This is a genomic window from Leisingera sp. ABD4_442 (assembly GCF_056160905.1).
In genome coordinates this window covers 13430-38499 of the sequence record NZ_JBSWYB010000013.1, presented here as the reverse complement: position 1 = coordinate 38499, position 25070 = coordinate 13430, and the positions used below count along the sequence as shown (strand labels likewise).

At 63.5% G+C, this 25070-nt stretch carries 22 protein-coding genes; 11 read left to right on the top strand and 11 right to left on the bottom strand.

Annotation, left to right across the window (positions count from 1 at the left end):
- Positions 1–80 precede the first annotated feature (80 nt).
- The 4 genes from ACXAHG_RS12120 to tssA form a co-directional block, all read right to left on the bottom strand.
- Positions 81–569: an Hcp family type VI secretion system effector gene (locus ACXAHG_RS12120; protein ID WP_475057618.1), complete on the bottom strand. Its 489-nt coding sequence runs from the start codon at positions 567–569 to the stop codon at positions 81–83.
- Between the two features lie 79 nt (positions 570–648).
- The gene (gene tssC / locus ACXAHG_RS12115; protein WP_475045491.1) at positions 649–2145 is read right to left on the bottom strand and encodes a type VI secretion system contractile sheath large subunit; all 1497 of its coding nucleotides are present in this window, start codon (positions 2143–2145) and stop codon (positions 649–651) included.
- Between the two features lie 15 nt (positions 2146–2160).
- Complete coding sequence (tssB, locus tag ACXAHG_RS12110; RefSeq protein ID WP_027233793.1) at positions 2161–2676, bottom strand: type VI secretion system contractile sheath small subunit; 516 nt, start codon at positions 2674–2676, stop codon at positions 2161–2163.
- A gap of 71 nt (positions 2677–2747) precedes the next feature.
- Complete coding sequence (gene tssA / locus ACXAHG_RS12105) at positions 2748–3818, bottom strand: type VI secretion system protein TssA (protein ID WP_475057616.1); 1071 nt, start codon at positions 3816–3818, stop codon at positions 2748–2750.
- A 184-nt stretch (positions 3819–4002) separates the two neighbouring features.
- On the opposite strand from tssA, the gene ACXAHG_RS12100 reads away from it, so the two are divergent.
- The 6 genes from ACXAHG_RS12100 (at position 4003) to ACXAHG_RS12075 (ending at position 8335) form a co-directional block, all read left to right on the top strand.
- The gene (locus ACXAHG_RS12100; protein WP_475057613.1) at positions 4003–4848 is read left to right on the top strand and encodes a hypothetical protein; all 846 of its coding nucleotides are present in this window, start codon (positions 4003–4005) and stop codon (positions 4846–4848) included.
- Positions 4849–4913: 65 nt separating this feature from the next.
- Positions 4914–5333 (top strand): hypothetical protein, encoded by a 420-nt coding sequence (locus tag ACXAHG_RS12095; RefSeq protein WP_475057610.1) that lies wholly within the window; start codon positions 4914–4916, stop codon positions 5331–5333.
- Positions 5334–5336: 3 nt separating this feature from the next.
- The gene (locus ACXAHG_RS12090) at positions 5337–5954 is read left to right on the top strand and encodes a MotA/TolQ/ExbB proton channel family protein (RefSeq protein WP_475057607.1); all 618 of its coding nucleotides are present in this window, start codon (positions 5337–5339) and stop codon (positions 5952–5954) included.
- 16 nt (positions 5955–5970) lie between these two features.
- Positions 5971–6381: an ExbD/TolR family protein gene (locus tag ACXAHG_RS12085; protein WP_475057604.1), complete on the top strand. Its 411-nt coding sequence runs from the start codon at positions 5971–5973 to the stop codon at positions 6379–6381.
- Positions 6378–6785 (top strand): ExbD/TolR family protein, encoded by a 408-nt coding sequence (locus ACXAHG_RS12080; RefSeq protein ID WP_475045481.1) that lies wholly within the window; start codon positions 6378–6380, stop codon positions 6783–6785. Before ACXAHG_RS12085 ends, ACXAHG_RS12080 begins: the two co-directional genes overlap by 4 nt.
- Positions 6782–8335, top strand: a complete 1554-nt coding sequence (locus tag ACXAHG_RS12075; protein ID WP_475057602.1) for a DUF4384 domain-containing protein — start codon at positions 6782–6784, stop codon at positions 8333–8335. The genes ACXAHG_RS12080 and ACXAHG_RS12075 overlap by 4 nt, the downstream gene beginning before the upstream one ends.
- Before the next feature lie 354 nt (positions 8336–8689).
- On the opposite strand, the gene ACXAHG_RS12070 is transcribed toward ACXAHG_RS12075, so the two are convergent.
- The gene (locus ACXAHG_RS12070; RefSeq protein WP_475057599.1) at positions 8690–10186 is read right to left on the bottom strand and encodes a caspase family protein; all 1497 of its coding nucleotides are present in this window, start codon (positions 10184–10186) and stop codon (positions 8690–8692) included.
- Positions 10187–10373: 187 nt separating this feature from the next.
- Between ACXAHG_RS12070 and ACXAHG_RS12065 the strand changes: the two genes are divergently transcribed.
- Positions 10374–11414 carry an OmpA family protein gene (locus tag ACXAHG_RS12065; RefSeq protein ID WP_475045477.1) on the top strand — a complete coding sequence of 347 codons (1041 nt, stop codon included), beginning with the start codon at positions 10374–10376 and terminating at the stop codon, positions 11412–11414.
- A gap of 226 nt (positions 11415–11640) precedes the next feature.
- Here the strand turns inward: ACXAHG_RS12065 and ACXAHG_RS12060 are convergent, their stop codons facing one another.
- Together ACXAHG_RS12060 and ACXAHG_RS12055 are read right to left on the bottom strand one after the other, a co-directional pair.
- Positions 11641–12741: a ParB/RepB/Spo0J family partition protein gene (locus ACXAHG_RS12060; protein WP_475057596.1), complete on the bottom strand. Its 1101-nt coding sequence runs from the start codon at positions 12739–12741 to the stop codon at positions 11641–11643.
- Positions 12738–14042 (bottom strand): AAA family ATPase, encoded by a 1305-nt coding sequence (locus ACXAHG_RS12055; protein ID WP_475045475.1) that lies wholly within the window; start codon positions 14040–14042, stop codon positions 12738–12740. The genes ACXAHG_RS12060 and ACXAHG_RS12055 overlap by 4 nt, the downstream gene beginning before the upstream one ends.
- A gap of 553 nt (positions 14043–14595) precedes the next feature.
- Between ACXAHG_RS12055 and ACXAHG_RS12050 the strand changes: the two genes are divergently transcribed.
- Together ACXAHG_RS12050 and ACXAHG_RS12045 are read left to right on the top strand one after the other, a co-directional pair.
- The gene (locus tag ACXAHG_RS12050) at positions 14596–15279 is read left to right on the top strand and encodes a DnaA N-terminal domain-containing protein (protein ID WP_475057593.1); all 684 of its coding nucleotides are present in this window, start codon (positions 14596–14598) and stop codon (positions 15277–15279) included.
- Positions 15280–15360: 81 nt separating this feature from the next.
- A complete protein-coding gene (locus tag ACXAHG_RS12045) occupies positions 15361–15795 on the top strand; it encodes a GFA family protein (protein WP_475057591.1) in 435 nt (144 codons plus the stop codon).
- A gap of 9 nt (positions 15796–15804) precedes the next feature.
- On the opposite strand, the gene ACXAHG_RS12040 is transcribed toward ACXAHG_RS12045, so the two are convergent.
- From ACXAHG_RS12040 to ACXAHG_RS12025, 4 genes are all read right to left on the bottom strand, one after another.
- Positions 15805–16716: a MurR/RpiR family transcriptional regulator gene (locus tag ACXAHG_RS12040; RefSeq protein ID WP_475057735.1), complete on the bottom strand. Its 912-nt coding sequence runs from the start codon at positions 16714–16716 to the stop codon at positions 15805–15807.
- A 49-nt stretch (positions 16717–16765) separates the two neighbouring features.
- Positions 16766–17068, bottom strand: coding sequence for a type II toxin-antitoxin system RelE/ParE family toxin (locus ACXAHG_RS12035; protein ID WP_475057588.1), 303 nt, complete (start codon positions 17066–17068; stop codon positions 16766–16768).
- Entirely contained in the window at positions 17061–17297 is a 237-nt protein-coding gene (locus ACXAHG_RS12030) for a type II toxin-antitoxin system ParD family antitoxin (protein WP_475057586.1), read from the bottom strand. The genes ACXAHG_RS12035 and ACXAHG_RS12030 overlap by 8 nt, the downstream gene beginning before the upstream one ends.
- Before the next feature lie 187 nt (positions 17298–17484).
- The gene (locus ACXAHG_RS12025; RefSeq protein WP_475057732.1) at positions 17485–21342 is read right to left on the bottom strand and encodes a PEP/pyruvate-binding domain-containing protein; all 3858 of its coding nucleotides are present in this window, start codon (positions 21340–21342) and stop codon (positions 17485–17487) included.
- 408 nt (positions 21343–21750) lie between these two features.
- Here ACXAHG_RS12025 and ACXAHG_RS12020 point away from each other — a divergent pair, with 408 nt between their 5' ends.
- Both ACXAHG_RS12020 and ACXAHG_RS12015 read left to right on the top strand, forming a co-directional pair.
- Positions 21751–22647 (top strand): PhnD/SsuA/transferrin family substrate-binding protein, encoded by an 897-nt coding sequence (locus tag ACXAHG_RS12020; protein ID WP_475057583.1) that lies wholly within the window; start codon positions 21751–21753, stop codon positions 22645–22647.
- A gap of 16 nt (positions 22648–22663) precedes the next feature.
- On the top strand, positions 22664–24946 hold the full coding sequence (locus ACXAHG_RS12015; RefSeq protein ID WP_475057581.1) for a response regulator: 2283 nt from the start codon (positions 22664–22666) through the stop codon (positions 24944–24946).
- The last annotated feature ends 124 nt before the right edge of the window (positions 24947–25070 follow it).

Genomic DNA, 25070 nt, shown 5'->3' with positions numbered 1-25070 from the left:
CGCAACGGGGATGGATGCTGCAAATACGTCAGAAAAAACGGACCCCGGGCATGAAATACACCCGGGGCCAGCCAAATGGTTTACTCGACCTTGCCGGTCTGCACGTTCCACTTGAAGGTGCCTTCAGTGGTGAGTTTGCCGGTTTTCTGGTTGGTCGATTTGTACTCATGCTCAATCGCGGCATAGGCCAGCGACCAGGTCTCTTCCGGGATGCCGTCTTCGCTGGCCGAGATCGAGTAGCTGTCGACAACCACGTCTTTCATCTTCCAGATCGAATAGACCAGCAGGCCCTGGCTGGCGCTGTCGCCCGAACGGCACCAGTGCATGATGATCTCGGGGCGCACGGTGCCGTTGGCAACCGACAGCGCCAGATCATTCGACGCCTTGCCCATCTGCGAGGTCAGCTCGATCTTGCCAAAGTTCGAGTTGGCGTGCATCCGCTGGGTCGACCCCAGGTCGGTCATTTCGACCGCGCGCTCGACATTCCAGCTCGCCGACTGAACCACGATCCACTTCTTGTGGTTCTCTTCGGTTGCATCGCCTTCGATGTCCGAGATCTGTACGAACATATTAGCAGCCATTTTGCTATCCTTTCAAAAATTAAGAACTCTACTGCACTATGATGGTTTGAGGCTGGAGAGTGGGTAATCAGCCTCCTTTTTCCGAGGGCAGTTTCGATACCAGACGCAACGAGACGGAAAGCCCCTCCAGCTGGTAATGCGGGCGCAGGAAGAATTTTGAGGTGTAATACCCCGGGTTGCCCTCGACCTCTTCCACAACAACTTCGGCCGCGGCCAGAGGTTTGCGCGCCTTCTCGTTCTCCGAGGAGATATCCGCGTTGAAGTCAACATAGTTGTTGATCCAGTCCTGCAGCCAGGATTCCATATCCTGACGGCTTTTGAACGAGCCGACCTTGTCCCGCACCATGCACTTCAGATAGTGCGCGAACCGGCATGTGGCGAACAGATACGGCAGCCGCGCGCCCAGATTGGCGTTGGCGGTGGCATCCGGATCGTCATATTCGGCCGGCTTGTGCAGCGACTGCGCCCCCATAAAGGTCGCAACATCGGTGTTCTTGCGGTGGATCAGCGGCATCATGCCGTTCTTCGCCAGCTCCGCCTCGCGCCGGTCATCGATAGCAATCTCGGTCGGGCATTTCTGATCGACGCCGCCATCGGTGGTCGGGAAGGTGTGACTGGGCAGATTCTCCAATGTGCCGCCGCTTTCGACGCCGCGGATGCGCGAGCACCAGCCGTACATCTTGAACGAACGGGTGATGTTCACCGCCATGCCGTAGGCTGCGTTGACCCAGCCGTATTTCTCGCTGCCAGCGCCTGCGGTGTCTTCCTCGAACGCAAACTCCTCAACCGGGTCGGTCTTGGAGCCATAGGGCAGACGCCCCAGGAAGCGCGGCATGGCAAGGCCCACGTATTTCGCATCCTCGCTGTCCCGCAGGGACCGCCAGGCGGCATATTCCGGAGTCTGGAAGATCTTGGTCAGATCGCGCGGGTTCGACAGTTCCGCCCAGCTGTCCATCTGGAACAGGGTTGGCTTAGCGCCGGTGATCAGCGGCGCATGCGCTGCGGCTGCGATCTTGGACATTTCACCCAACAGCTCGATATCCGGCGGCGAATGGTCGAAGTGGTAGTCCGCCACCAAAGAGCCATAGGGCTCGCCGCCCAGCTGGCTGAATTCCTCGGTGTAGATCTTTTTAAAGATCGGCGACTGGTCCCATGCCGTGCCCTTGAATTTCTTCAGGGTCTTCGACATTTCCTTCTTGGTGATCGGCATCACCCGGATTTTCAGCTGCTCATCGGTCTCGGTGTTGTTGACCAGATAATGCAGCCCGCGCCACGCGCTTTCCAGCTGCTGGAAATCCTCGTTGTGCAGGATCAGGTTGACCTGCTCTGTCAGTTTTTTGTCGATCTCCGAAACGATGCTCTCGATCGAGCGCAGCGCGTCGTCGGAAATCAGCGCAGAGTTTGCCAGCGCCTGCTCGGCCAGGGTCTTGACCGCGCTTTCCACCGCAGTCTTGGCCTGGTCCGATTTGGGACGGAATTCCTTCTGCAGCAGGCTCGCAAATTCGGTTGAGCCAAAGGCGGCTTCACCACCAGCGGCTTCCGCCTGGAGTTCTTCTTCAGCCATCTTTGTCCTCCGCTCTTATTCTTCGCTCTCGGCGTCGCCGCCGGGTTTCGGCTGCGCGGCCAGGGTCTTCAGCAGGCTCGGGTCCTGGATAATCTTGGAGATCAGATCCTCGGCGCCGGTCTTGCCGTCCATATAGGTCATCAGGTTCGACAGCTGTGTGCGGGCTTCCAGCAACTCGCGCAGCGGCTCCACCTTGGCGGCAATCGCCGCGGGCTTGAAATCATCCATGCTCTCGAAGGTGATATCGACCGCTAGGTTGCCTTCGCCGGTCAGCGTGTTGGGCACCGTGAAGGCGGCGCGCGGCGCCATCGACTTCATCCGGTCATCGAAGTTGTCCACGTCGATTTCCAGGAACTTGCGGTCCGCAACGGCGGGCTGCTCCACTTCGGATTTGCCCACCAGGTCGCTCATCACCCCCATCACAAAGGGCAGCTGCACCTTCTTCTCGGCGCCATAGAGCTCCACGTCATATTCGATCTGGACCCTCGGGGCCCGGTTGCGTGCAATGAATTTCTGTGAACTTCCGGCCATCTAGGTCTCCTTACTCGTCTTGCTTTCACGGGATCCGCAGCAGGTACCGCCGCAGAATGCCCCCGTGTCCGTCAGTCGTCGTCGTCTTCGTCAATGCCGCCGATCAGGTGGACGTTCTCCACCCCCTGCGGCGCCATGTCATTCATGATGGTGAGGAAGTCGGCCCCCACCAGCCGTTTGCACCGCTCCAGCAGGATCGGCAGCGGGCTGGACGGCTCCGCCCGCCGGTAATAGCTGATGATGCGGTCCAGCGAGTTGGACACATCCGCGTGCGAATTGATTGCCCCCGGCGCAGACGGCATCGCCCGCCCGCCAGCAGCCGGCGCCGCGGCACCGGCCTCCTCCGCGCTGTCCTCTGCCGCCTCATCTTCCGCCGCATCATCCCCGGCGCTCAAATTGGCATAGGTGCCGATCCGCTTGCCGATCTGCTGCAGAAGCTTGATCAGCGCGCTCAGATCCGGGCCCTGCCCCGGCGTCTGCTCGTCAAACACGGCAGAGATCGCCCGCACATTTTCCTCCGCCGCCTTGACCGCTGCCAGCCGCGCCGCAACGGTCTCCTGATCGCTGTCCTGGAACGCCGCCCCGATGGTGGCGCTGTCGGGGACATGCTCCATGTCCTCCGGCGCCGTCATCACCCCTTCGGCGATCTCGATGTCGCGCAGGCAAAAGCGGCCAAAGCCGCGGCTCTCGCTCAAGGGCGCGCGGCGCAGCGACCTGTACAAGGGCGACGCCCCGGCCATTCCGTCCGGCTGGCCGCACAGATCCTGAACCGCGTTGATCCGCATCGTCGGGTCGCCGTCGTCCTCGTCCAGCTCCGGATGGCAGGTCTCCCAGAACTCTTCCAGGCAGCCGCGGATATAGGCGGTCACATCGGCAAACCCCGGCAGCCCCTCCGAATGCAACAGCGCATCGCCCAGGAACACCGCCGCGCGCAGGTCGTGGCTGCGCTCCAGCACCTCCAGCGCTTTCTTCTGCACTTCGCGGTAATCGGGATCGGTGGCTTCGATCTTCTCATCGCCCACCACCGACTCCTCGCCCGGCTGGGCTGCCAGCTCCATCTCGGTGAAGGCCGGGTCGTATTCAAGGTTCTCGCCGCTGGGTGCGCCGTCCCTTTTGGATTGCAGCAATACTGCAGGATCCATTATCGTTGCCCCCCCCGCTTTATTCCGGTTTGCGGCTTCGTTAACGTAACGTCAAGCTGCCCACCCGCCTTTTCTGCTCTGACGGTTAAGACGGCCTTAATCTCAAACTAAAACTTGACCCCAAGTGAGCCTTATCGGCATCCTAAAGTCAAATGTTTTCACACCTTTTTGAGACAGGTGAATAATGAGTATTGAGCGTATTTCCGGCAAGGAAGTCAAAGCCATGGTCCGCGAGGGGGCCAAGAAGCGGATGAGCTTCGCCTTCTGTCTGGACGCTTCAAAGGACCCGCTGCTGATGATCCAGCCGGGCAAGAAGCCAGAGACGTTGCGCAATCCGATGAAGAAGGAAGGCGGCGGCCCGCCGATGGCCTGGGGCACCTATGTGGTGCGCTCCGGCGAGATGGAAATGACTTGCGAAAGCGCCCCCGCCCGCATGGTCACGGAGCTGAAAAAATTTCTCAAGCGCAACAAGCCCAAGGTTAACGTGCTGTTCTACGATGACGGCGGCAACCTGCTGGACAGCCTCAAGCCGGAGAAACCCGGCGGCCAGGTGACCGAGGAAAACGCCGCCGACATCTCAGCCTCGGGTATCGACAAGAAAGCCGTCGCACCGCTCAAACGCCGCCTGAAACGGATCCAGCCCCGCATCGCCCTGGCGCCCGGCCCGCTGGAATTGAAACTCAAACGCGCCCTCGCCAAATCCGTTGCCCTGATTAACAAAGGCCGCCTGCAAGAGGCCGAGACGATGATCGTGGTGATCGAACGCGCTGTCGCACGCATCGGCAAGGACCGCGAGGATGAGGCCAGAACCCTGAAACGCGGCCAGCGCGAGATGGACCAGCGCACGCTTGGCGCCCAGGTAAAGCGCGCCCAATCCCTGCAGGCCAATGTCGCCCGCGCCCCCGGCAAGGCCCGCGACCGCCTGGGCCGCGCCCTGCATGTGGCCGCCCGCCACCTGAAACGCCGCGACCTGGATTCGGCCCGCGACGCCATGGACAGGATCGAAAAGGCCCTGACCGCCCTGGTCTGACCCCGAACACAGCCCGGCCCGCAGCGGTTGCGGGCTGGGCATCCCACCGGAACCCGGAGACAGTGATGCCCTTGAAACCCCTGCTGACTGCCCTCGCCCTGATTTGCCTGCCGCTCGCGGCCGCGGCGGAAACCGGCCCGCTGCGGGTCGAGCTGAACAAGACCGAGGAGATCGAAACCGGCGGCTGCCGCGCTTTCTTCCTGTTTCGCAACCAGACCGGCAAGAGCTTCGAAGGCTTCGAGATGTCCTTGGCCATCCTCGACGGCCAGGGGGTGATCGACCGGCTGCTGTCGATCGACGCCGCCCCCCTGCCAGTTCAGCGCACCACCCTGAAACTTTTCGAAATCCCCGAGACCGCCTGCAGCAACATCACGGAAATCCTGCTGCACGACATAACCTCCTGCCAGCCTCAGAACGAGGAGCAGATGGACTGTTTCCCGATCCTGGAACTCGGCTCCCGCGCCGCCGCGCCGCTGGTGAAATAAGCCATGGCCGGCACTTGGGAAATCCTCGGAACCGGCGGCCCGGTGATTGCGCTTCTGGCGCTGATGTCCTTGCTCTCGCTCACCGTGATTGCCGTCAAACTGATCCAGCTCTGGCCGGTGCGCTCCGGCAGCGGCGCCCGCGAACAGGCCCTGACCCTATGGAAGGACGGCGACCGCAAACAGGCGCAGGACAGCATCGCAGGCGGCAAATCCCCCGCCGACCGGGTGATGGCTTATGCCATGCAGGCGCTGCAGGATGGCCTGCGCGGGCCCCTCTTGCAGGATGAGCTGCAACGCCGCGGCAATGAGGAGGTGAGCCGCATGAACGCCCTCATCCGCCTGCTTGAACTCATCGCCATGGTCTCGCCGCTCCTGGGCCTGCTTGGCACCGTGCTCGGCATGATCCAATCCTTCCAGGAGCTGGAACTAGCCCAGGGCGCCGCCAATGCCTCGGTCCTGGCCGGCGGCATCTGGCAGGCCCTGCTGACCACCGCCGCGGGCCTCTTGGTCGCCATCCCCGCCGCCGTCGCCGCAGGCCTGTTCGCCGCCCGCATCGACGCCGCGGCCCAAGCCATCGAAAGCGCCGCCGGCCGCCTGCTGTTGATCGACGGGTCGCGCTGACACGGAGAAACCGGCCATGACCCTCAACCGCCCAGCCCGCCCCCGCGCCCTGATCTCGCTGGTGCCGATGATCGACGTCATGCTGATCCTCTTGGTGTTCTTCATGGTGACCTCCACCTATCTGAACCTCGACATGATCCCGGCGGTAAAACCCTCCGAAGGCAGCGTAGGCAGCCCCCAGGCCCCGGCCGGCACGCTGATGATCCGCCTTGGCGCCGACGGCGTGCCGGTGCTGCGCGGCGCCGCGCTCGACGAAGACGCCTTGCGCCGCGCCCTCTCTGCCGCCATCACCGATGAACCCCAGACCCAAGTGGTGATCCTGCCCTCCGGCGCTGCCCAGACCCAGGCGCTGATCACGGTGATGGACGTGGCCGCCCTGGCCGGCGTCACCCGCCTGCGCGTGCTGCGGCTGGAGGCAAGCCGATGAAGCTCAGCCGCCCCGCCCGCAACCCGCATTCGGAAACCATCATCGCGCTGATCGACGTGGTGTTTTTCCTGCTGGTCTTCTTCATGCTGATCGGCCGCATGGACGCCACCGCCCCGTTTGACATCCGCCCTGCCACCGCCGTCACCGGCCGCGACATGCCAGCGGGCGGCATCACCCTGGCCGTCTCCGCGCAAGGCGCACTGGCGCTGGACGGCACGGAAATCAGCCGCGAGGGTCTCTCCCCTGCCCTTGCAGCCCTGCTGGCAGATGACCCTGGCTTGCGCCTGCGCATCAACGCCCACCGCGCCGCGGAACTGCGCCGGGTGCTGCCGCTGGTCGCGACAGGTGAAGCGCTGGGGTTCAAGGACGTGGTGCTGGTGGTCACCCCGGAAACCGAAGGGTGAGCCGCACGCCCGCCATATGGGCGCTGGGGCTGACAGCCTCGGCCCTAGTGCACGCCGCAGGCGCCGCCGCGCTGCTCATATCGCTGGTGCCGGACCCGGTGCCGCAGCAGCCGAACCCGGAAAGCAGCCTCAACCTCCAGGCCCACCGCATTCCCCGTTCCGACGCCGTGCCGCTGGCCGCCGAAGGGGAACAAGCCACTGAAAGCGAAGCGCAAACCCAGGGCCTCAACGCCGGCGCCGTCCCGCAATCGGCTGCCAAACCCCAGACGCCAGCCCCAGATCGCGTATCCTCTGCCGCGCCGCAAGCAGCCCGCCTTGCTCCTGCCGCTGCACAGCCGCCGGCCGCAGCGCTTGCACAGGCTCAATCCGCCCAGCTGGCCAGCGCCAGCGCGCCTTCCACCAGTCTGGCCAGCGCGCAGCCAAACCTCCAGCAAGCCAGCGCCGCCGCGGTGCAGCCAACGCCTGTATCAGCCGCCATCGCCGCCTATCAGCCTTCCGAAGCCGCCGTTCCCGCCCCTGTGCCGCTGGATGCTGCCCAGGACACCGCCCTCCCGCTTCCCGGTACCGATGCGCCGCTGGTCCCGGCCTCTGCCGCCGCACCGGACCCCGCCGCCTTGCCGCAAGCTCCGCCCAGCACCCAGCCCAGCCCGGAGGCACAACCCGAAACCGCCCCCCTGCCCGGCGCCGCGCCCAATCCGCAGCAAACGCCGGCCGCCATTCCTGACGCCCCCCGCATCAAGGCGGCGCTGGCGTTCCAGGGCGGCTCCGGCGACATCGACCCGGTCTCACTGGCCGCCTTCCAAAGCTTCATGCAGCCTGGCGATGCTGCGGCACAGGGCGACCCCCTGCGCGACGGCGTCTCCGGCATCCTCGCCGCCGTCCCCTGCTCGCGCCTGCAGGTCGCCTTTGTGCCAGAAACCGCCACGCTTGAGGTGCGCGGCCACCTGCCCGAAGACGGCTTGCGCGCCCCCGTTCTTGCTGCCCTGCAGGCCCAGATGGGCGCCGATATCACCGTCTCGGATGAAATGCGCCTGCTGCCCCGCCCGCAATGCGGCGCGCTGGCTGGGATCTCAGGCGTCGGCCTGCCGCAAAGCACCGACCAGATCACCAATCCGCTGCTGGTCGGCGATGACGCCCATGCCCGCGTGCTCGGCTATTCCGGCGGCGAGCGGCTGTTCTTCGACCTCACCGCGCCGGATTACCCGGCTTTTGTCTATGTGGACTATTTCGACGCCGGCGGCGCGGTGCTGCACCTCTCTCCGAATGAACTGGTGCCCCTGGTTGAGGCCGCCCCCAAAAGCGCCCTGCGCGTCGGCGCCAAAACGGCCGGAGACCCCGGCCTGCAATTCACCGTCGCGCCGCCCTACGGCCAGGAGATCGCGGTCGCCTTTGCCGCCTCGCACCCGCTTTACGAAAGCACCCGCCCGCTCAGCGAACCCGCCGCACCTTATCTGAACTTCCTACGTAGCCAAGTGGCCGCTGCCCGCGCCCAGCATGCGGATTTCAAGGGTGAATGGGTCTATTTCCTGATCACCACCCATGCCCCCTGACCGCACACCGCAACGGCCGCGCTCCCGCGCCCGCAGGCCCGCGGCCGACACCACCCGCCTTTTTCCGGGTCAAGGGCTGCGCCAGCAGCCGCGCGGCACGCGCGGTTCACCCTTGACGCGGAAAAAGGCGGATCACTTTCGGAGCGGCGCCTTAAGGGCAAACTTGCACTTACGCGCTTCTCAGCAAATGGAAATCAACTTGCCACCCGGCGGTCTGTCAGCTTCTCGAAACGCCCCCGCGCTGTGCGCAGCACAGCGCCGCGCCCAACCGGGCGGGTGCATTTCCAAATGCGCCTGCACGGGCGGGAGCCCCCCCTGCCCTGCCGGATCAACACCGGATCAACACCAGTAAGCCTACTGGCAGCCCCCCGCGGCCCAGCTTTTCAGCGCCTGTTTCAGCGCGCCGCCAAAGGGATGCTGTTTGCCCAGCGAGCGCTGCATATTGAGGCTCAGATAGGTATTGCCCTGCGTGCACAGCCGCTCCCGCGTCCATTGGTGGCAGGCGCTGCAGGACTGGTCCTTCCAATAGCTTTCCGGCAACCCCTCGACCGGCGGAAAGGCCGGTGAGCGTTTCACCGCTTCGGCCAGCGTCAACCCGGCAATTTCTTCCGCTCCGCCGGGCAGCGGGCTGGCATAGGTGATTGGACCCGCCTCCGCCAGCATGGCCGGCTCTGGTGCAGGCTCCGGGGCGGCCGCCGGGGCTTCTGATCCTGCCATTGGGTCCTGCGAGGCGCCGGCAGCCTTTGCCGCGGCCTCCGCCGCGGCCATTTCCGCAAATTTTCCCTCCGGATAGGCCATCAGATAGGCCTCATATGCGGCCTTGCTGCCATCGCTCTGCGCCGCCTGGAACATCGCGGTTTCCGCATCCTGCGCAGCCCCGGCCGGCGCCGCCGCAACCGCCGCACCGGTGCCGCCATGCAGTTCCTCTTCCATCAGCTCCGCCAGCAGCGCCCGCGCCGCATCCGCGTATTTACCGCCGCCATAACCGCGCAGAAACAGCATGATCTGCATCGCATCCCGCGACGCTTTGACTGAGGCCCAAATCTGCGCTTCTTCCATCTCGGCAGCGGTCAGCACAGGCTCTGGCGCGGCCTCCGCAAAGGTAAAATCACTCACCAGCGAGGACGTGTCCCAAGGGGTCTGGCCGCCGCCGCTCTGGTCCAGAACCGCCCGGCGCACCTGTTTGAACACCTGCTCCACCGGCGCCCCCGGCACCAGGATCTCACGTGCCAGCGCCGCGGTGAACGGGCTGTTTGCCCCTTCCCCGTCCAGCGCCACCTCGCCCGGAGCGGTTGCATAAGCCAGGAAAGTGCCGGTCGGCGCCTTCATCTCCGCCAGGCCGCTTTCATTCAGGTCCGCCACCGCCTCGAACGGGTTGTTGCGGCAGGCGTCCAGGATCACGATGTTGGTGCGGTTGCGGGCGGACGCCATCTGCCGCAGCACCGACTGCGCCTCAACTGCCATCAGGTCCAGGTCCGCCGCATCCGCCAGCGCCACATCGACTGGCAAGAGGTAATTGCTGCCAAAGCTCTGCACCCCGTGGCCGGCATAGTAGAACAGCCCGGTGGCGTCCTCGCCGGCGCTGCGCAGCTTGCGGCCGAACTGGGCAATCGCGCGCTTCATCTCGATCTGCTTGGCGTCCGCCGCCAGCGTCACGTCAAATCCCAGCCCTTCCAGGGTTTCAGCCATCAGCCGGGCATCGCGCACCGGGTTGTCCAGCGGCGCCACTGCGCCATATGCGGAATTGCCGATCACCAGCGCCAGACGCTCTTCCGCCTGTACCGTGCCGCCCCAGCCCAAGGCTGCAAGCGCCACGATCAGCAACCGGATCCTGTTGAATATGTTATGCACGCATCTGCTCCAATTCCCGCCATGGCTAAATTTCACACGGCGGCCTCCCAATTCTTAAGGGTATTTCGTTACGAATTTATCGCGCCCCTTGCACCCTGCGGCAAGTCTGCTGTTAGTCTTGGCGCATCGCCCCTTATCGCTGCCGGCAGGCAAAACCGTCATCCCTAGCCCCTTGAATGGATTGCACATGTTGCGTTTAACTCTTTGTTTTTTCACTATTTTAATTTTACTTTCCCGCCCCGCGCTGGCCACGGGCCCGTTTGAGGGCGGCTGGCAGCTGACGCCCGAATCCTCCGCCATCCGCTTCATATCAATCAAAAAGGGCAGCATTGCGGAATCGAGCCGGTTTGCCGCGTTCTCCGGCGGCATCTCCGAGGCGGGCGAGGCGAAAATCCACATCGCGCTGGACTCTGTCGACACCTCCATCGACCTGCGCAACGTGCGCATGCGCTTCCTGTTCTTTGAAACCTTCACCTATCCTGAGGCCGTGATCTCCGCCCAGATCAATCCGGCGCAGCTCACCGATCTCGCGACGGTGCAGCGCAAACAGATCGACCTGCCCGTTACCCTGTCTTTGCATGGGGTTGAGGCCGGACTGACCATTCCGGTAGCGGTGACATTGCTGAGTGAAAACCGCGTGGCTGTCGCCACTGTCCAGCCGGTGATCCTGAAACTCGAGGACTTTGCATTGAATGCCGGCCGCGAAAAGCTGGAGGAAGCGGCAGGCGTCACCATCACCCCTGTGGGCCTGGTCAGCATGGACTTGATGTTTGAGCGGGGCGGCAGCAGCACCTCCGCTGTCCCCGCGGGGACAACCGCTTCCGGCGCCGCCACAGCGCTTGAGGCCAGCGGCGATTTCAGCCGGGAGGCCTGCACCGGGAGGTTCGAAATCCTGTCGCAAGGCCGCAGCGTGAACTTCGCCCCTTCCACGGCCCGTCTTGATGCAAACTCCCGCGGCTTCCTGAACAGCCTGTCGGATATCATACGCCGCTGCCCCGGCATGGTGGTTGAGGTCGGCGGCCACACCGACAGCCAGGGCAAGGCCGCCTGGAACATGGCGCTGAGCGAGAAACGCGCCGCGGCGGTGAACCAATACCTGCAGAAAATGGGAATTCCGTCCGAACGGCTGGTTGCTGTGGGCTATGGCGAAACCACGCCGCTGGTGCCAAATGACACGGTGGCGAACCGGGCCAGGAACCGGCGGATCGAATTCAAGGTTCTGAACTGAACCGCCGCTGTCCCCGCGGGGACAAACAGGTAACTCCACAACGGCCCGGCACCCAAGCCGGGTCTTTTCTTTTGCTGGCGCGCTGCATCCCGCAGCTGTTTTCAGCTGTTGTCCCCGCGGGGACAGCAGCAAGTAGCCGGCCCAAACAAGCAGTTTAGAGACAAAAAGGCCCGGCATCTCTGCCGGGCCGTTGTGCAGGTATCTAACTGTCCCCGCGGGGACAAAGTCAGCTGTCATCCTCCAGCGCCGCAAAGAAAGCGGCGATAGCCCCCTCCAGCTTGTGCCGGTCGATCTCGGAAAAATCGCGCTCCATCGCCATCTCGATCTTGCCGTCGCGCGCCTGGCACCGCACTGTCCCCGCGGGGACAGTGCAGCGCAAAGTGGTCTTGGCAACCCCCGGGCGCGGCGCAGCGGCGGCGCGGGAGACGGGTTTGCGCTTGCCATCAAGAAAGCCACGCAACACGCCCAACTCCGCCTCCTCGGTCTCCGGCCGGCTCCGCGACAGGGCATCGCGCAAGTCCTGGACGTTGGCCGAGTCAGCATCCAGCCGTTTGCGCAGCTCCAGTCCCAGCGCCCGCGGGATCGCCTCAGGGTATTTCAGCAGATCTCCCACCATCGCCAGCAGCTGAGCAAAATGGCGGATGTAGATCTTCTTCTGACGGCCCGCGGAGGCATAAAGGTCATTGACCGCCTCCTCCAGGCTCTTCGCCCGGGTCACCTCATCCTCCGCATAGCGCAGCGCCAGCTGGGCCATCTCGGCAAAGGAAATGTCGCGGCGCACCAGGTTTTCGTCCACCATCCGGCGGTAGTGGTTTTGCAGCGTGTCACCTTTGGCCACCAGCCCCGCGGGAATGTGATCATAGGCCTCATCTTCCGTTTCCCGCAGCAGCTCCACATAGGCGCGCAGTCGGCGGTAGCCCTGGATCAGCTCATAGGTGCCGTCCTCGTTTTCCTCGACCCGGATCGGATTCGACAGGCCGATGGACTTGATCGAAGCCTTCAGCTCGTCCAGGTCCGGGTCGCGCCCCTCGCGGCGGTCGCGGATCAGCCTGGTCGCGCCAATCCGGCCGATCGGGATCCGGTCAACCATCAGGCCCAGCTTCTTCAGCCGCACGAATTCATGTGCCAGCCGGTCGTTCTCGGCGCGGATCTTCTCTTCGGCCTCGGCACGGGTCCGCAACGCATCGGCGTTCTCAGAGATCGCGGTGGCCATCGGCCCGCGGCGGGATACCGCAGTTTGCTCTGCTGGCTTTTCCGGGGCTGTCCCCGCGGGGACAGTTGCGGTGTCAGGGGTGAAGTCGATATCGAAAACGCGTCTCTTGCTCATGCCTCATCCTCCAGTTTCTCCCAGGCTTCCAACGCGTAGGACCTGAATTCGTCATAGGCCTGATCGAACGACGCGCGGGCGCGTCGCCAGGTCTCGCGGGTCATATCCCGGTAGTCGATTTCATAAATGGAACTTAGGAACCGGCCCGACTGTTCGACTGCGCGGGTCATCTCAATCGGGTGTTCGGTCATTCTACCCTCAAACACCTTCATAAATGCCGAACGCATCGCACGGTGCAAATCGTTACCGCTTTCGTAACGGGTCAGCAGGAAGCGGACGTCCTGGAAGACCTTGGGCAGGGCAAATGTCCCCGCGGGGACAACGCCGTTAAAGGCTGACAGATCTTCGAGCGCCTCAGACAGCTGGCCGATGAAGGAAGTGGTGGAGTCATATTCCCAATAGCCGGGACCGGAGGGAATATAGAGCATGTCGGCGGCAAACACCGCGTTCATCGACTGGTAGCCGATGGCGGGCGGGCAGTCGAAGATCATCATGTCGTAGTCTTCGGCCGGCAATTGGTCGAGGTAGCGGGAGACGGCGGCAAAGAAAGACCACTCCGGGTTCAGGTGGCGGTACTGGGCGGAGGCGAATTCCACGAACGCGGCATTGGCGCAGGAGGGGATGATGTCGATGGTAGGCCAGCTGGTGGGTTTCACAAAGTCGCTGACCCGCAGATCCTGAAGCCCCATGCCGGTGATCGCGTCGGGCAGCTGGCGCTGGGGCAGGGCGGTGCCGGACTCGGCCCCCTGCAGGGACGCGTTCATCCGCTCGGTCTCGCGCACCAGATCGCGAGCCATGATGCCCCAGACGGTGTAATCCTCGGTGACGTCGCTGAGGCCCATGGAATGCGAGAGCGTCGCCTGCGGGTCGAAGTCGACGCAGAGCACCCGGTAGCCGTCCAGCGCTGCTGCATGGGCGAAATGCAGCGCCACGGTGGATTTGCCCGCACCCCCTTTGAAGTTGGAGATCGCAACCCGCAGCGCCCGCTTCCCCGCGGGACGCTTGGGCAGCAGGGATTTGCGGTTGATCTTGATGCGGCGGCGCAGCTCGTTGATTTCCTCCAGCGAATACCAGCGCTGGCGGCCGTCTTCCTCGACATGGCCCTGGGGCAGGGAGGGATCCGCCGACAGCCGTCCCCGCAGGGTCGACTGGTTGACGCGGAAGATCAGCTCCGCCACTTCCCAGGAGGAGAACCGGCGCAGGGTCTTTTCCATTTCGGGAGAGAAGGTCTGCTGGCGGATCCAGCTTTGCATCTTCAAGGATTGAGCCTGCATCTTGGACAGGTCTTCGTGCGTAAACATCGCTGCTCCTTAGCCTCACACGGTGTTGTTTTTGACAGCGTCCATTTCTGCAGGACGCTAATTCAGCCTCAATATCCATTTACGCCGAATTTGCAAAAAACGCAAAAGCAAATATGGTTTGGAAGAGCGTCCTGTCCCCGCGGGGACACATTTGCAAAAGGCCCAGTGAAATAAGGGCAGGGGCGATTCGGAAGGCTAGCGCCAAACGATTCGTTTCATTGGGTTTTTCTGGTGTTCAGAGGCCAGATTTAGGGGGACACCCCGGGCAAGGATACCGCAGATTGGGGGACATTTTTGCGCCAATAGGGGACATCCTGGGTGTCACCCAATACCATAGATACCAATTTTTCTTTCGAAAAAGGGATTGGGGCTGAATTCAATTCCCGCCGGCGCTTGACAGAATCGGATTTCCGGACGCAAATCAGGTACAACAAACGAATAGCGTTGAGTTCAGGGCAAAACCGGCCAACGCAATTCTCAGCAAACAAGCTGAGAGCACTTGAGGCAGCATATCCCGGCCCAGGAGGGCAGGGAGGGAGAAACGGGGGCAGCAATGCTTGCCAAACGGCCTGCGGGGCGCAACGCCTCTGCGCTGAAATACGACATCCTCACGGCGATGGGCGCTTATGCGCTTGGCCAGGGCAAGGGGGCGCAGAAGCTGGTTCTGCGGTTCATGACATTGATGACCGCACGCTACAACTGGCAGCGCGACGAGCTGGCTGTGGGTCAGCGGGAGATCGCCCGGTTGTGGGGTGTGGATGAGCGCACGGTGAAGCGCGAGATGGCAAAGCTGCGCGGCTGGGGCTGGCTGGTGGTGAAACGCCAGGGTGCGCGCGGGCGGGTGACGGAATATGGCATCGACCTGGAGCGGCTTCTGGGGGATACCCAAGAGCGTTGGGGCGCGGTTGGGCCGGACTTTGAGCACCGGATGCAAGGCGCGGATGAGCCTGCGCCGAACGTGGTGCCGCTGCGCCCCGGCGCGGCTCCGCCTGCGCCGGATGTGTCGGACGGCCAAGAGTGGAGCCTGGCGAAGGCGGTGCTGCATGCAGAAGACCCCGCGAATTACGCGTCCTGGATACAGGGGTTGGAGCGCGTGGGCAGGGCAGGGGGGCGGCTGATGCTGAAGGCGCCGAGCCGGTTCCATGCGAATTACGTAATGTCGCATCTTATGCCGCGGCTGCTGGCAGCCTGCCGGGATGTGGATGGGGAGGTCTCTGCAATTTTGGTGGAGGCCTGAGGCCGGATCGGAACCCGGCGGAGGTTTCTGTTCGGGTGTAAATTGCTGTATCCTGTGCCGGACCCGTAAGGAGGTCCCATGATGAGTGACGTTTTGGAGGGCCGCTGCCTGTGCGGCGCGGTGAAGATCCGTGTTGAGGGCGCGCATGATCCGCACCTGGGTGCCTGCCATTGCCGCATGTGCCAGCGCTGGAACGGCGGGCTGTTCTTGTGTTTCGAGGCTGATGCGGAGGCAGTGACGGTTGACGGGCCGGTCACGCGCTACCATTCCTCAGCCTTTGCGGAGCGGGCGTTTTGCAGCACCTGCGGATCCCATCTGTGGATGCGGGACGTGGATGAGGAGGGCGGCCCTTTTGACCTGATGCCGGGGCTGTTTGATGCTGCGCTGGCCTGGCCGCTGAAATCGGAGATCTATGCCGACCGGGCGATGGCATCGGTGCGGCTGGAGGGCGGTCACAGGCGGGCCACCCGGGACGAATGGGAGGCGCAGAACCCGTTTATTGACGGCGACGTCTGAGCATTGGGATCAGCCCCCCACCCGCGGCAGTTTCGGACCGCTCCAATAGGCGCCGCTGTCCTGGCGCAGGGCGTCATAGGATTTGATCCGGCGCCGGGCCTCCTCGCCGCCGGCCTCGATCAGATGGGTGAGCAAGCATTCCAGCACCGCCATTGCGCCGCCAACGGCGCCGAAGGGGTGCAGCGAGTTTGCGGCGACTGCCAGCACGTGGTCGGTGCGGATGCCGGGGGCGATCACTTCGCTGTCGGAGATCAGGATCACCGATGCGCCGCGCTCAGCCGCCAGCCGCAGCGCCTGGATGGTGCCGGCGGAGTAGGGGGAGAAGGTGAAGGCAATCAGGCAGTCCTCGGAGCCTATTTCTAAAAGATCATCCAAGGCGGCGCCCATGTGGCGGGGGACCAGCTCGAGCCTTGGCAGGGCCATACGGCTGACGTAGTGAAAGTAATAGGCCAGCGCATAGGATGAGCGGGTGGCAGTGACATAGCTGCGGCCGGCGGCGGTGAGCGTGTCCACGATGGCCTGGGTGCGCTCTGCCGTCATTAGCCGCAGGGAGCGCGAGGTGATGTTCAATTGGTTGCGCGCCGCGGCCGCCTGCAGCTTGCCTGCCGGGCCTTCGTCCTGCATCCGGTCCAGCCAGTCCTGCCCGAGATCTGCCTCATGCGTGGTGGTGAGGGCGGCGCGGAACGGGGCGCGGAAGGCTTCGAACGTGTCATAGCCCAGATGCTGGGCGAGGCGGACAAAGCCGTTGGCGCTGATGCCGGTTTTCCCTGCCGAGGTCCGCACGGTGTCGAGGCCGAAGTCGCCGGGGTTGTCGATCACGTATTTCGCCGCTGCCTTGAGCTTGGGTGGGAGGCTGTCCATGTGGTCCTTCAGATGCTGGATCAGCCGGGCGGTTTTTCTGGGATCGAGATGCGGGTCCATGCGCTGCATCAGAGCAGATGTACGGAAAATGGCAAGATTGAAACGGATGTTACTCCATGAGGAACGCCATCAGGTCCTGGCGGGCGTGCAGGACGCGGATGATTTCGGGGCGGTTTTGCTCCAGGCGATAGATCACCAGATGCGCGCCGGTGGGGTGGATGCGGACAGGGGGCGTGAATTCCACCCGCTCGCGGGCCATTTCGGGGAAGTCCGCCAAAAGGTCGAAGAGGGCAAACAGGCTGTCGGCATAGGCGCCGGCTTGTGTTTCGCCCCAAGTTTCCAGGCCATAGCGCCAGATGGCAGCAAGATCAGCCTGGGCAGCGGGGCGGATCCGCCAGCGTTCCTCAGCCATTACGGCGCATGGCGGCCTTGAAACCTTCGGCGGTCAGCGCCTCAGCCGGGCCGCTGGCGAGGCCTGCGTCGATGGCGGATTGCAATTCGGTAATGGCGGCTGTGCGGGCCTGGTCGCGGCGGATCAGGTCGCGGACGTAGTCGCTGGAATTGGCATAGGTGCCGGTGCGGGCCTGTTCCTCGACCCAGGATTTCATCTGGTCCGGCAGGGAAACGTTCATGGTGGCCATCGGCGGGCTCCTTTCGCTGGGACAGGATATGGCAATCTTTGGCAAATGTGCAAGGGGGCAGCACCAGCCCTGCGGGCGGGGGACAGGGGATGGTGGGCGGAATCGCCCACCCTACGAACGCCGGTTCAAACAAAAACACCCGCAGCCAGGAGGCGCGGGTGTTTTCCGGGTCTTGCTGCAAGCGGGGTCAGGCGGAAACCACCTTGAGCCCCTTTACCTCTTGCGGCTGGATGGTGCCGTCTTCGCTGACGGTCACCTGCTCGCCATGGCTGAGGCTGTCGAGGCCCTTGCAGGCGACCAGCATCAGCACGTCTTTTTCGCGCGCGACGATGGCCATGTGGCTGAGCCAGCCGCCGACTTCGGACAGGACCGCGCCGGAGCGCTGGACCCACGGCAGCCAGGCCGGGTTGACCATGCGGCAGACCAGGATGTCACCGTCCTGGAAGTCTGCGAATGCCGCCGGGTCGATGCAGCTGTCGTCCTCCATCCAGAACACCCTTGCGGTGGCGCTGCCGCTGCCCGCGACGCAAGTGCCGCCCAAGGCGCCGCCCTCCGCATTGGCCTGAGCGCCGAGCGACAGGAGTTCGCAGCCGCGCAGGGTCAGGGAAACCTCAATAGGTGCGGACTTCTTGCGCAGGTTCTCCTTTTCCGCGCGGGCTTCGGCGAGGCCGCGCAGCGCGTCCGGGGCGGACCAGCTGCCGTTCAAGACCTCATCAAAGGTTAGGTTGAACACCAAGTCCGCCAGCCCGCTGACGTGGCCCAGGGCCAAGAGGGCACGGCGCAGTTCGGCGACAACGCGCAGGGCCTCGTGCTTGGCCTGCTCCTTGAGGTCCTGGTAGGCGATAGCGATGCCGATGGTATCGTCTAACTCATCCGGCAGGTTGGCCGGGACCGGCACCGCGCCGATCGGCTCCACCGAGCTGCCCAGCAGCGAGTGCAGCAGCGCCGGCGCCTCGGCATAGCGGGGCGAGGAGAGCTCGTAGTCGAAGATCGAGCGGTGGCCCATCAGCTGCATGGCACGCGCCTGGGCGTCCTTGCCGGTGCAGGAGGCGATCAGGCTTGAGGGCGCATTGGGCAGCTCAGCGTGCATCAGATGCGCCCGCAGGGCCGGGTCGCCCGCGGCGGCGGAACCTGCCTCACCCATGGTGAAGCCTGCCAGGATGTTGATCTTCTCGGCCTCCAGATAGACCTCGCGGATGAACATGTCCTTGAGGGTGGAGATTGCCTCCAAGAGCTTGTCTTGGGGCAGGGCAGTGTAATCCACGGCCTGCCAGATCGCCAGCTTGTCGCGCAGTTCCGGCATCACCTCAGACCGGAAGCGGGTGATCATCGGATGCGCCTGCTTGCGCAGCTGCTTGGCTTTGGCGGCGCTGAGTTTCAGGGTCATGCCCTGTTTCAGCGCCACGTCGACGTAGGTTTTGCCGAACAGGTTGACGAGGTGGCCGTCGCGGCCCTCGGGCAGGCCGTAGGGCACACCCAGCTCGCGGCAGGCCAAGTCAACACTGCCGCCGGGCGCCCACAGCTCGCTCATCAGCGAGAAGGAGAGCGGGGTGGGGCGGGGCAGGACTTCGGACATCTCGTCCTGTTCCAGGATGGTCTGATTCGGGTCTGCATCCGCATAGCGGTTCAGCAGGCCGCGCCATTCGGCCAGACGGGTCTGCTCCTGCTCGGTGCCCAAGGACAGCGTGGTGATGTCGCGGCTCTGGACGATCTGGAATTGGCCGTTGGCATAGGCCCATTCGACGTCCTGCGGGCAGCCGAAGGTGTCCTCGATCTGCTTGCCAAGGGCCAGCAGCGGCGCCATGTCCAGCGTCTGGTCCTGATCGGCATCCGCCGGCAGGCCGGTGTAACGGCCAAAGCGCAAAGAGGTCGGGGTGACGCGGCCGGACACCAGGTCCTCGCCGCAGCCTTCGACCCATTCGATCATCGCCATGCCGGGGGCCATCGGGTCCTGGGTGAAGAGCACGCCGGCGTATTCCGCCTGCACCATTTCCTGCACCACGATGTTGCCCTGATCGGTGCTGTCGCCCTCGCCGGAATAGCTGGCAGCGCGCTCAGACGAGAAGCTGGTCACAACTTCGTCCAATGCGGCGCGCATGGTCTCTGCGGTCACGTCGAGCACCGATTCAAAGACGCCGGCAAAGCTTTGGTCGTGGCCGTCCTCATTGCTGGCGGAGGAGCGCACGGCGACCGGCTTGCCCCCTGCAAGGCCAAAGACCTGTGCCGCAAATGCATCTTTCTTGGCATCGGGCATTTCACGGTAGTCGTGGATTGCATCGGAGCGCACGATCACGCCGCCCGGCACCGGCAGGCCTGCGTTGCGCAGAATCGACAGGCGCAGGGCCTTGTTGCCGGCGTGCTCCAGCTCCTCGGTGTAGCCCATCGGGATCACGCCGCGCGGCAGCTTAGCGAGGCGGCGCTTGTGGGCGCGCAGCGACAGGGCCTCGCCCAGTTTCTTGTGCATGCCGGTCACATAGGCGCGCTGCACCAGCAGCAGGGTCAGGCTGAAGCAAAGATAGGCATTGGCCGCGGCAGTCAGGCTGAACACCATGGCAAACAACGCAGGCATGCCCAGCAGCATCCACAGCTGTTTCTGGCGCTTGGTCTTGGCGACGGCCCACAGCAGGTAAACGGCAGCCAGCGCACAGAACAGTACCGGCATGAGGAACAGCGGATCGGGCGCGCCGAGGTCGGCCATCCACAGGAACGGGGTTTGCAGGGCGGCGCTGGCCTCTTGCGCAGCAGAGACGCCCAGCATCATCACCGGCAGGAACAGCAGTGCGGTGAGGTTCTTCATCGGCGTCAGGCCCTTGTCGGCGTAGAACGCCTGCACCGCGCGTGCCTTGCGCACCGGATCGTGGGCCAGTTTCGCTTTCAGCGCCTTCATTTCATCGGCTGTTTCATTGGTGATGATCTGGTCGCGTTCGGACTTCAGCGCCACCGGCAGCACCAGGATGCGGGTCACGATGGACAGCACCAGGAGGCCCAGCAGGATATGGCTGCGCTCATGCACCCACAGCAGAGCGGTGGCCAGGGCCGAGATCGCCTTGCCCCAGAGCCCGCCCTGCTGGTCGGCCAGCCAGGCCTGCACATGCGGTTTCGGCGGCGGTGCGACGAAGTATTCCCAGGGCAGGGTATAGCGGCCGCGGAAGTCGATGCCCTGCTGCGACAGCTCCAGCCCCAGAACCTGGCTCATGAAGCAGCTGCGGCGGTCGTAGCAGGCGGCGATGGTGGGTTTGCCGGGGTCCAGTTGCGCGATGCGGTCCATCAGGTCCGCGGTGGTCATCTTGCGGATCGGAATGTTGACGGCGCCGGGCAGGTGGCCGCTGGCGAAGTCGCCCGGGTAGCGGGTGTCGACGATCTGCAGGTCCTCGGTGGTCAGCAGGGCCTTGAAGTCATCGGTGCTGAGCAGCACGTCCTTGCCCGGGTATTCCGGGATCGCGCGCAGGTCGGAGAGGGTTTTCACGTCTTTGTCGGAGAAGTCGCGCCCCTCGACGATCCATTTCTCGATACCGCCGGCAATGAAGCTGCAGTCGATCCCCATTGCTGCCAGCTTGGCGCAGGTTTCCGAGGAGCGGTTGCCGTTGTGGCAGAACAGCACGACCTTCTGGCCGGGCTGCACCGGGCGGGTCTGCAGGAAGTCCGGGAAGCGGATATGGGTGGCGCCGGGCAGGGTGCCCATGGCGTTCTCGCCGGTCTCGCGGATGTCATAGAACAGGGTGGATCCGTCCCCTAGCGCGGCGGCGGCGTCGGTGGTGCTCATCGCCAGCGGATGATTCTCCTGCTTGGAGAAGCTGGTTTCCTTGAGCGTGGCGTCCTTGATGGTGGTGCCGTCAAACTGCGCCGGCCGGGTCAAAGTAGCCTGCAGCCTTGCCAGCTCGGCCTGCTCGTGCGAGGAATACTGCCAATAATTACCAGCGGCCAGCGCCAGGGCTGCAAGAACGAGGACGGAGATCAGCTTGACCGGGTAACGGCGTTGTGAGCCGCCCGGTTTAGGGGAAAAACCCAGTTTTGCCGCAATCACGGCCCCCAAACCGGAAATCATGGCAATTCCCACCGCGAGAACCTGCGATAGCGAGGAGACGGATCCGATGACCAGTTCCGGTGAGGGAATAGCAAGGGCTGCGATGGGGAGCGTCGCAAAAAGCGAAGCCAGCACAGTAATTTGTGCCGGGCGGCGGACGGACCGCAAGGTCCGGAGTGGCAAAGAGGTGTTCTTCACGGCAGTTCCTGTTGAGCCAGTCGGGCTGGTATTCTGATTTGAGGCGAATTTGCCTAAAAGATTACGAAAATCTTACTGAACCGTTAATATAGCGGAGGAAGAATAAAAGAACCGCAAAATTTTTTGGAGAATTGCAGGTGCGTTAACATTGTATTCTTAACCATGTGCCATGTAACGAAGAGTGGCGGCCCGCCTGCCGTGCCAGCCGAAAGCAGTCAGGAGGCTAGAACCGTGACCCTGTTAGTGTGGATCGTTGGTATCGTTGAATTTTTCAGGTTGCGCCTGCGGGCGGCAGCTCCCGCTGCGGCGCTGGCGGCCTGTTTCGCCTTGCTGTTGCCCGGCGCCGGGCGGGCGGGGGTTGAGCTGGTTTTTGGAACCTATGCAGCCGATAAACCAACTGCAACGGTAAAAAAGTACCAGCCCTTTCTGTCCTTTCTGTCCAGCCGCATGAGCGAGGAGCTGGGAGAGCCTGTGTCGATCCGGCTCAAGATCGCCAAGGAATACGGAGAAGGCATCCGGCAGCTGGCCAGAGGCGAGGTTGATTTTGCCCGTTTCGGGCCGGCCTCCTACGTGCATGTGATGACGGAGAACCCCGGTATACAGATTGTCGCGATGGAATCGAAAAACGGCGGCAAGCGGTTCAAGGGTGTGATCGTCGTGCATAAGGACAGCAATGTGCAATCGGTCGAGGATCTGGCCGGGCTCAGCTTTGCGTTTGGCGATGAGCTGTCGACCATCGGACGCTACCTGGCGCAGGAATATCTGCTGGACGCGGGGATCAGCAGCGCCGATCTGCATCAGTTCGACTATCTTGGCCGTCACGACCTGGTTGGTGAAGCGGTGGGCGCGGGAAAATATTCCGCAGGCGCGCTGAAGGAAAGCACCTTTAAGAAGCTGGTCGCCAAGGGGGTGCCGATCCGGGTGCTGGCCTCCTTTGACAATGTCACCAAACCGTGGCTGGCCGCGTCCGGGATGCGGCCGGATGTGCTGGAAGCCATGCGCCAGGTGATGCTGTCCTCGGAGAATGAGGAAATCGTGCGCCGGATCTCCAAGAACGGTTTCCTGCTGGGTACCGATCAGGACTATGACATTATCCGCCGGGCAATGGACCGCAGCCTGGCCTTTTAAGGTGCCGCAATAGACTATGAGACGTACAGGCATCCTTTTCCAGATCGTGCTGTCGCTGCTGCTGGCTGCTTCGGCCGTCGGCTTTGCCGTCGGGGATCTGGCGCAGCGCCAGGAGGTGCAGCGGCTGGAAGAGCAGCTGGCAGAGCAAGCGGATCTGACGGTATCGCTGCTGAGCGGACTTATGCTTGAATCGATTATCGTCGAGGATGTGCCGGTGCTGGAGACCGGCCTGATTGAGGCGGTCACCCGCAAGCCGCAGATTGTCTCGATTCAGATCCGCAGCCCGGCTGGCAAGCTGCTGGCCTCGGCCGAAGCACCAGGTGCCGTGCGGGACGGCAGCCACGTGATCTATGAGCGTCCGATTGAGCTGGAGGGGGCGTCCTTTGGCACTATGGTGGTGGAATGGTCCACCCGCGACGGCGAAGCGCTGGTGGCGGCCAAGGTGCGCCAGATCATCATCTGGACAGTGGTGCCGGTGCTGGCGCTGTCGCTGCTGGTTCTGCTGCTGGTGCATGGGCTGGCATTGCGGCCCCTGCAGCGGATTCACACGCGGATGTCGGATGCGATCGCAGGCCTGCGAAGCCCGTTGCGGCCGTTGCCCTGGTATGCATCGCGTGAGTTCCAAGCGCTGGATTTTTCGGTGAGCGTTCTGGAAGAGACCTTTTCCGAGCGTGACGAACGCGAATATGCTTTGGAGCAGGCCCGCGAGGCCGCTGATATTGCCAATCGCGCAAAGTCGGAATTCCTGGCCAATATGAGCCATGAGATCCGCACCCCGATGAACGGGGTGATTGGCATGGCGGAGCTGCTGCAGGAAACCCGGCTGGACGACGACCAGCGGATGTATGCGGAAACCATCGCCAAGTCCGGCTCGGCCCTGCTGACGATCATCAATGACATCCTGAATTTCTCCAAGATCGAAGCGGGCAAGGTCGAATTGAACGAAGCGCCTTTTAACCTGCAGACGGCGGTGGAGGATGTGGTGACGCTGCTGTCGCCCAAGGCGGCCGAAAAGGGCGTGGAGATCACCATGCGCTACGATCCGGCCTTGCCTGAAGTCTTCGAGGCGGATGCGGGCCGGATTCGCCAGGTGATCACCAATATCGCCGGCAATGCCGTCAAATTCACCAATGCGGGCTACGTCTATATCGATGTGACAGGGCAGGAAAAAGACGGCCGTCACCAGCTGACCCTGCAGGTCACCGATACCGGGACTGGCATTGAGCCGGAGCGGATCGGGCAGATTTTCCGCGCCTTTGAGCAGGCCGACAACGCAGCGACCCGCAATTTCGAGGGCACCGGCCTGGGGCTGGCGATTTCTGCGCGGCTTCTGGATCTGATGGGCGGGTCGGTCCGGGTGGTTTCCGAACCGGGTAAGGGGTCCGTCTTTACGGTCGAGCTGCCGCTGAAGGCAGGCGGGCATGTCGAAACGGACCGGGCTGGCAGCGCCCGCAGCTTCGAGGGCCTGAATGGCCTGCTGGTGGACGATCTGGAACTGAACCGGGTGATCCTGTCGGAGCGGCTGGGGGCCTGGGGTGTTACCTGCACGCTGGCGGCTTCGGCGCATGCGGGGCTGGAAATCCTGTCTGACGCGCAGCTGGACGGCCGCAAGTTCGATTTTATCATTCTAGACTACCAGATGCCAGCGATGGACGGCCGTGAACTAGCGGCGCGTATCCGCGCCATGCCCGGGTTTGAGGCTGTGCCTCTGATTGTTTTGTCTTCGGTGGAGCATGCGTTGAACCGGGCGGATTGCGAGGCTATCGGGATCTGCGAATTTGCGCTCAAACCGGTCCGTTCGGAGCAATTGCGGCAGGTGATCAGCCGGGTGCTGAGCAAACCGGCGCAGCAGCCTGCTGCGGAAGGGCAGGATAAAGGCCTCAGGGCCGGGGATGAGCGGCTTGTGAAGGTGCTGCTGGCAGAGGATAACCGCACCAACCAGCTGGTTGTCACCAAAATGCTGAAGGATGCGCCGCTCAAGATCAGCATTGCCAAAAACGGATTGGAAGCGGTGCAGCAGTTCCAGGCGGAACGGCCGGATATTGTGCTGATGGATATGATGATGCCGGTGATGGACGGGATTGAGGCCACCGCCGAGATGCGCCGTATCGAGGCAGAGGCCGGCGGCGGCAAATGCCCGATTGTGGCGCTGACGGCAAACGCGCTGCACAGCCACCGTGAAAAATGCCTGGAAGCGGGGATGGATGATTTCCTCAGCAAACCGATCAACAAGAAAGCCTTGACCGGCGCGATCAGCAAATGGACCAGCTGCGAAGGGCTGCAGCGCACCGGCAGCTGACTGGCAGCAGACCAGGGCTGGCTGGCGGCCGGAAACTCGGCCGTGCTGCTGTTGGCGTATGCCGCTTGCGGTTTTGCCGTGTCATGCAGGCCGGCCGCGGCGCGGTTTCTGTGCTGATGCGCCC